Source organism: Streptomyces sp. NPDC104313 (genome assembly GCF_055583985.1).
Genome location: NZ_JBVJMW010000030.1, coordinates 21,284 through 28,318 on the forward strand (window position 1 = coordinate 21,284; position 7,035 = coordinate 28,318).

3 protein-coding genes are annotated in these 7,035 nt (G+C 68.9%); all 3 read right to left on the bottom strand.

What is annotated here, in order from left to right; genetic code table 11:
- Nucleotides 1-347 precede the first annotated feature (347 nt).
- On the bottom strand, nt 348-2,615 hold the full coding sequence (locus ACZ60Q_RS35535) for a helicase associated domain-containing protein (RefSeq protein ID WP_469641708.1): 2,268 nt from the start codon (nt 2,613-2,615) through the stop codon (nt 348-350).
- Between the two features lie 63 nt (nt 2,616-2,678).
- Entirely contained in the window at nt 2,679-5,690 is a 3,012-nt protein-coding gene (locus tag ACZ60Q_RS35540; protein WP_469641709.1) for an AAA family ATPase, read from the bottom strand.
- Nucleotides 5,691-6,866, bottom strand: coding sequence for an exonuclease SbcCD subunit D (locus tag ACZ60Q_RS35545; protein ID WP_469641710.1), 1,176 nt, complete (start codon nt 6,864-6,866; stop codon nt 5,691-5,693).
- Between the last annotated feature and the right edge of the window lie 169 nt (nt 6,867-7,035).

The window sequence follows — 7,035 nt, forward strand, 5'->3', positions numbered from 1 at the left end:
GGCGCCTCGGGAGGCCCAGCAGGACGTCCGGCGAATCCTCGAACCGTGGATGATCCCCTGGTGGGCGCCCCACCAGGGGTTAGGGGCCTGTAGCGACAAGGGAGTCAGGTGACGGAAATCCATGGGTGTGGCGCGTAGCACCTTGCAATCCCAGACGTGGGGGCGCAGCGGCGCCTTCGATTGCCTGGCTTGCGTGCTTCGTGCTGGGGTCTGGTAGCCCCCAAGGTCCCGCCTCAGTTGTCAGCGCCGCCTGGGACTGCCGTGCACAGATCAGGGAACGTTCAACGGTTGCTGCGAGAGCCAGCCGACGGATCTGAACGGCATCCAGCTCCGTCGGCGAAGTGCGTCTACCAGCGCATGTCGAGAGCGTGGAGTGCGCGGATCCGGTCGGCGGGCAGGCGTTCCTTGCGGCGGCGGGCGTTGCTGATCCACTGCCCAAGTCGTACAGGTTCTCCGTCGAGGTCTTCGACATGGCGCTGGGGAACCTCGAGGTGTCCTTCCCGCTGGTGGAAGGCGCGGGCGGCGACCAGGCCCTGGTCTGGCTTGCGGGCGGCCGGTTTGCGTTTCTTAGCGGCCGGATCGGTGTTCTGGGTCAGGCCGAGGCCGGCCAGGAGCTGTTGCTGGGTGGAGTGCAGGCGTTCGGGGTGCAGGCGCTGGTTGTGCAGCCACTCCCCCAGGCGGTGTCCGTCTTCAGTGGTGTAGTCCCGGGGCAGGTCGATCAGCTGGTGGCCGGCTTCGTGGTGTCTGCGGGCGGCGTGGTAGGTGCGGTGCCAGGTCAGGGGCCAGGGCGGGTTCCAGTGCGGGTCGAGGTCGTGGAGGGCGTGGGCTCTGGCGGGGGTGAGGGTGTCGGCGCGTTTGCGTTGGGTGGCGAGCCAGCGGCCGAGAGCGTAGCCGTCGTGGTGGTGGTCGACGGGGGCGGCGAGGTGACCGTGCACGGCGGCGTAGGCGGTGGCGTGGGCGATTCCGCGGTCGAAGGCGTGCTGTTGGGGGTTCCAGATGATGCCGAGGCGTTCGAGGGCGGTGGTGCGGGCGGGGTCGAGGGCGCCGGTGGTGTGGAGGTGGCGTTGCCAGGTGAGCCAGCGGCCGAGGGGGTAGCCGTCGGGGTCTTCGTAGGTTTGGGGGGCGTCGAGGTGGTGGTGGGTGCGGTGGTAGTGGCGGGCTGCGGTGAGGCCGCGGCGCCATTCGGCGCTTTTGGGGTTGAGGACGCGCAGGGTGAGAGCGAGGGCGACTTCTTCTTGTTGGGTGGGGCGTTCGAAGTGGAGCCAGGCCCCGGGGTCTTCGGGCCCTTGGGTGGGGCGGTGGGTGCGGGGGTCGGCGAGGCGTGCGGTGAGGCGTTCGTCGTGGGCGCGCAGGGCTTGGACGGTGCGCCAGAGGGGGGTGTAGGCGTCGGCACTGAGGAGGTCGTCGGGGTCTTCGTCGGGGGTGAGGTAGACGGGGACGATCAGGGTGGCTTTTTTGCCGGCGCCGGGGGTTTGGCGTAGGGCGCGGCCGACGGCTTGGACGGTGTCGACGGGGCTGTTCTTGGGGTCGGCGAAGACGACGGCGTCGATGGCGGGGACGTCGATGCCTTCGCCGAGGACGCGGGCGTTGGCGAGGACGGCGGGTTGTTCGGGGTGGGTGTGGGTGGCGAAGTCGAGGAGGATGCGGCGGCGGGTGCGGGGTGGGTGGGTGCCGCTGATCCACTGCGCCCACAGGCCTTGGGGCTGCAGGTCTGCGGGGAGGGATGCTGCGGTGTCGGGGAAGGTGGTGGCGAAGGCGCGGGCGTCGGCGACCCGGTGGTGGAAGGTGAGGACGCGGCGGAGTTTGTGGTCGTGGATGGCTCTGAGGACGGCGACCTGGTGTCCGGCGAGGCGGAGGCCGTCGGCGCCTGCGCCGCGGTTGGTGGCGAGCCAGTCGCGGAGGTCGGTGTCCTGGATGACGGGGACGAGGATCTGGTAGTCGGCGAGGAGGCCGAGGTCGATGGCGTCGGAGAGGGTGAGGCGCCAGGCGACGGGGCCGAAGAGGGTTTCGTCGTCCATGGAAGCGACGGGGGTGTCGCTGTGGTCGGTGTCGGGGTCCCAGATGCGGGGGGTCGCGGTGAGGTAGAGGCGGCGGGCGGCGGGGACCTGGTCGTCGTGGTGGATGCCTGCCCAGGCTTTTCCGAGGCGGCCGGCGGTGCGGTGGGCCTCGTCGACGACGACGAGGTCCCAGGGCGGCAGGTGGTGGTCGCGGTGGGCGTTGATGACGGTGGGGAGGGAGGCGTAGGTGGCGTAGACGGTGACCGGGCCGGTGGGTGGGGTGAGTTCGGTGAGCTCGGCGGGTTTCGTGGTCATGGGGAGGTTGCCGGCGGAGGGGTGGTCCATGGCTTGGCGGGCGGAGCAGACGGCCACCGCTGGGGCTTTGTGGCCGGCTGTGTGCCAGGAGCGGACGGTCTGGGAGAGCAGGTCCAGGGTCGGGACGAGGACCAGGACCCGCCCGCGGGGTGCGATACGGGTGGTGGTGCGGGCGGCGATGAGGGTTTTCCCGGTCCCGCAGGCCGCGATGACTCTGGCCCGGGGGTGGGTGCGCAGGGTTTTGACTGCGGCGGTGACGGCTTCTTTCTGGTGGGGGCGGAGCTGGATGTCGGCGGGGGTCATGGGGTGTTCCGCTCCCGTGGGTGGGGTGGGGTGCGGTGGCATTGTTGCACCGCACCCCGGGGGTCATTCGGCTGCTTCGGTGATGACGGCAAGGGTGGAGCCGGTGGTGGCTTTGCGTACGTGGAGGCGGTGGGTGATGCGGCGGCGTAGTTCGGGGACGTGGCTGATGACTCCGACGGTGCGGTCGTGGGCGCGGAGGGAGTCCAGGGTGTCGAGGACGTTGTGGAGGGTGTCTTCGTCGAGGGTGCCGAAGCCTTCGTCGATGAAGAGGGTGTCGAGGGCTTGTCCGCCTGATTCGGCGGTGACGACGTCGGCGAGGCCGAGAGCGAGGGCGAGGGAGGCGAAGAAGGATTCGCCTCCGGAGAGGGTGTCGGTGTCGCGGTCTTTTCCGCTCCAGGCGTCGGTGATTTTGAGGCCGAGGCCGGAGCGGGCACCGTGGGAGGCGCGGTCGTCGGAGTGGATGAGGGTGTAGCGGTTTTCTGACATGGGGGCGAGTCGGGTGTTGGCTGCAGCGACGACATCTTCGAGGCGGGCGGCCAGGACGTATGCCTCGAGTTGCATGCGGAGCCGGTTGCCGGGTGAGGTGCCGTTGATCAGGGCGTGGAGGTGGTCGACGGTGCGGTAGGCGTGTTCGAGGGGTTCGAGGCGCTGGATGTGGGTGGTGAGCTCGGTGCGCAGCGCGTCGAGGGCGCGGGTGCGTTCGGTGGCGTGTGCGGCTGTGGTGGCGGCGTGTGTGTGGTGGGCGGTGGCGGCTGCGAGTTGAGCTGTGGCTTCTTCGTGGTCGGCGGGCGGCTGGGCCGCGGCTGAGGTGAGGTCGGGGTCCTGGAGGCGGGAGGTGGCGGCTGCGCGCTGTTCGCGCCACTGGTTGATCTCGTCTTCCAGGGCGCGGAGGTCGTCGTCGCTCAGCAGTGCCTGTGCTGCGTTGTCCAGGGAGTCGAATCCTGTGGTGCGGGCGGCTTGTTCTGCTCGTTCGGTGGCGAGTTGGTGGTCTGTCGCGGTGTGGGCGGTGGTGGCGGCGCGGTCGGCTGCGGTGGTGAGGCGGTCGGCTGTCCGGGTGAGCTCGGTGATGCGCTGGGTGAGGGTGGGGGCGTCGGCGCGGGCGGTGGTGAGCTTGTGGTCGAGGTCCTGGGCTTGGGCGGCGAGCCGGTCGTAGCTGGTATCGACGGCGGCGAGCCGGGTCGCGGTGTCGGTGCGGTCGCTTTCGGTGCGGGTGTGCTGCTGGTCCAGGCTGTGGAGTTCTTCGGTTGCGGGGCCGGTGTCGGCGGCGGCTTCGAGAGTTTGGGTGAGGTGTTGCTGGAGTGTGGTGTGCTCCGCGGTGAGGTCGGCCAGGGGGATGTCTCCTCCTGCTTCGCCTCGTGCGGTGGCGGCCTGTTCGGTGAGTTCTCGCAGCTTGTCCTGGAGGGCTTGGTGAGTCTCTTGGGCTGTGGTGTGGCGGGTTTCGGCGGCCTGTTCGTCTGCGGCGGTGGGCTGGTCGGGGTGGGGGGCTGCGGGGTCGGGGTGTGTGGGTGAGCCGCAGACGGCGCAGGGTTCGCCGTCGGTGAGCTGGAGGGCCAGTTCGGCGGCCATGCCGTCGGTGCGCCGGCGGCGGATGCTGATGTGTTCCTGGGCTGCGGTCTTCGTCGCGGTCTGGGCCGTGAGGAGGTCCTGCTGGACCTTGGTGATCTTTCTTGTGTAGGAGTCGCGGCGTTTCGCGGCGCCGATGCGGTCGGTGAGCAGTGCCAGGGCTGTGGTGTGCCGGCGGCTGGTTTCCTCGGCGGTGCGGGCGGTTTCCAGGCGTGTCTGCAGGGCTTTGCGGCGTTGCGGTGCGTCGTTGAGCCAGGCTTCGGCGTCGGTGAGGTCCTGGGCGAGTTGCTGGCGCTCGCTGTCGAGTTTCTGCAGGTCTGTTTCGTACTGCTGGAGGGAGGCTTCGTCGGGGAGCAGGGCGTTCAGTGCGCCGATGGTGGCGCGCAGGTGCTGTGCGGCGGTGGTGAGCCCGGTGGAGTCGAGGGTGGTGTGCTCGGGGTCCAGGAGGGTGCGGGCGTCGTGTTCGTCGGCTTGGGCGCGGGTGTGCTGGGCTGCGGTGGCGGTCGATGCGGCCAGGAGCGGGGCCACTTTGTGGGCTTGCAGGGCGCGTTGGCGTTGTCGGTTGAGGTCGGCGTGGTGCTCTGCTTGTTCTTGGAGGGTGTCGAGCTGTTTGCGTGTGGTGCGGTGGGCTTCCTGGTGGGCGGCGAGGTCGCGTACGGCGCTTTCTCGGTCGCGGAAGGCGGCCAGTTCCTGTTCCGCGTGGGTGGCGGCGGTGGCTGCTTCCTTCTCGAGGGTGGCGGCTTTGGTGTGCAGGGCGGTGGCCCAGGTGAGGGCGGGGTCGGTGAGGGTGGCGGGGTCGGACGTCTGGGGTGCGCCGTGTTCGGGTTCGAGTGCTGGTCCGGCTTGCTGTTGGGTGCGTTCGGCCAGGCGCAGGACGTCGGTGCGTGCCTCGTCGCGTTGGGCGGCGATGGTGTTTTTGCGTGCTGCCAGCCAGTTCTCGACGGACCCGAAGCGGTGGGTGTGGAAGAGCTTGCCGAGCAGGTCCTTGCGGTCGGAGGCGCTTGCGCGCAGGAATTTGGTGAACTCGTTCTGTGGCAGGAGGACGACCTGGCAGAACTGCTGGCGGCTCATGCCGAGCAGGGCTTTGATCTCGTCCGCGGCTTCTCTGTGGGACTTGCTGAGTGCTTCCCAGCGGCCCTGCCCGGCGGGGTCCAGGGACCATTCGCTGAGGTAGGTCTCGGCTTTCTGTGAGGTCTCGCCGTCACCGCGGACTTTCCGCTTGGTCTGGGCGGGGATCCGCCTGATTTTCAGGCGCTTTCCGGCGAGGGTGACCTCGAGTGTCACCTCGGTCAGGAGACCGGGGGCCGCGTGGTCGCTGCGGAGCTTGAGGTTGCGGTCGACGGGTGGCTCGCCGTAGAGGGCGACGCAGATCGCGGCGAACAGGGTGCTCTTGCCGGCGCCGGTGTCACCGTGGAGGAGGAAGAGACCGTCTGCGGACAGGGCGTCGAAGTCGACGGTGTGGGTGCCGGCGAAGGGTCCGAAGGCCTGCAGGTGCAGGGTGTGCAGGCGCATTTAGACGGTTTCCTTCTCCTGGGCGTTTACGCGGGAGGTGTCGATCGCTTCCTGGAGGAGGCTGTGCTCTTCGTCGTTGGGCGGGGTGCCGCGCACGGTGGTGATGAAGTCGTGGGTGATGTCGAGGTCGCCTCGTCCGCGGAGCCGTTCGCTGTAGGTGGGGGTGGCGGTGGCCTGGGCGGGGATGGCGGTGGGGAGATGTTGCAGGTCGAGGGTGTGGGGGAAGCGCTGTTTGAGGCGTGCCATGGGTTCGTAGGGGCGGGCGGTGTCGGTGAGGGTGACGTGCAGCCAGGCTTTGGTGAGGGGTTCGTGGGCCGGGTCGGTCAGCAGGTCTTCCAGGCGGCCGGTCAGGCGGGCCAGGGGCAGTTGGAGGTCTGTTGGGAGGGGGTGGCGGGTGACGGTGGGGGCGGCTGCTTGGGGTGGCAGGTCGATCAGGGTGAGGGACTTGGTGTGTCCGGTTTCGGAGAAGGAGTAGGCGAGCGGGGAGCCGCTGTAGTGGATGTGGTCGTTGACCTGCTGGGCGCCGTGGAGGTGGCCCAGTGCGACGTAGTCGATGCCGTCGAAGACGGATGCGGGCGCGTGGTCGACGCCGCCGACGCTGATGTCACGCTCGCTTCTGCAGCCGGTCGCACCGGTGACGAAGGCGTGGGCCAGCACGATGGAGCGGGTGTCGGCGGGGCGGGCGGCGAGGTCGGCGCGGATGCGGTCCAGAGCTGAGCTGAGGACGGCTTGGTGGGAGGCTTCTTCGGCTTCGAGGTGCGTGCGTACCAGGGTTGGCTCGAGGTAGGGCACGCCGTAGACGGCGACGGTGTCGGTGGGGCTCTCCAGCAGGACGGGGGTGGCGGTGTGGGCCGGGTCGGTCTTCAGGTGCACGCCGGTGCGGGCCAGCAGGGCGGAGCCGACTCCGAGGCGATGTGCGGAGTCGTGGTTTCCGCTGATCATGATGGCTGGTATGCCGAGGTCGGCCATCTTGTTCAGGCCCTGGCTGAACAGGCGTACCGCGTCCAGGCTGGGGATGGCCCGGTCGTAGATGTCTCCGGCGATGAGCAGGGCGTCGACCTGCTCGTTGCGGGCGGTGTCGCAGATGTGATCAAGGATTTTGCGCTGGGCGTCGATCAGGTCTTCTCCATGGAACCGGCGGCCCAGGTGCCAGTCCGAAGTATGCAGAAACCTCATGCAAGGTGACCGTAGTCAGACGGTCTGAGGTCTGGGTGGGTTTTCGGATAAACATCGCTGCTTATGCGGAGATGCTGAACCGTTCCGGGTTCGGTAGAGACTTCAGATTGTGGTTGTGACCTGGGGTTTCGTGGTTGTGAGGTAGTAGTTGGTTTCGTATTCGGCGGGT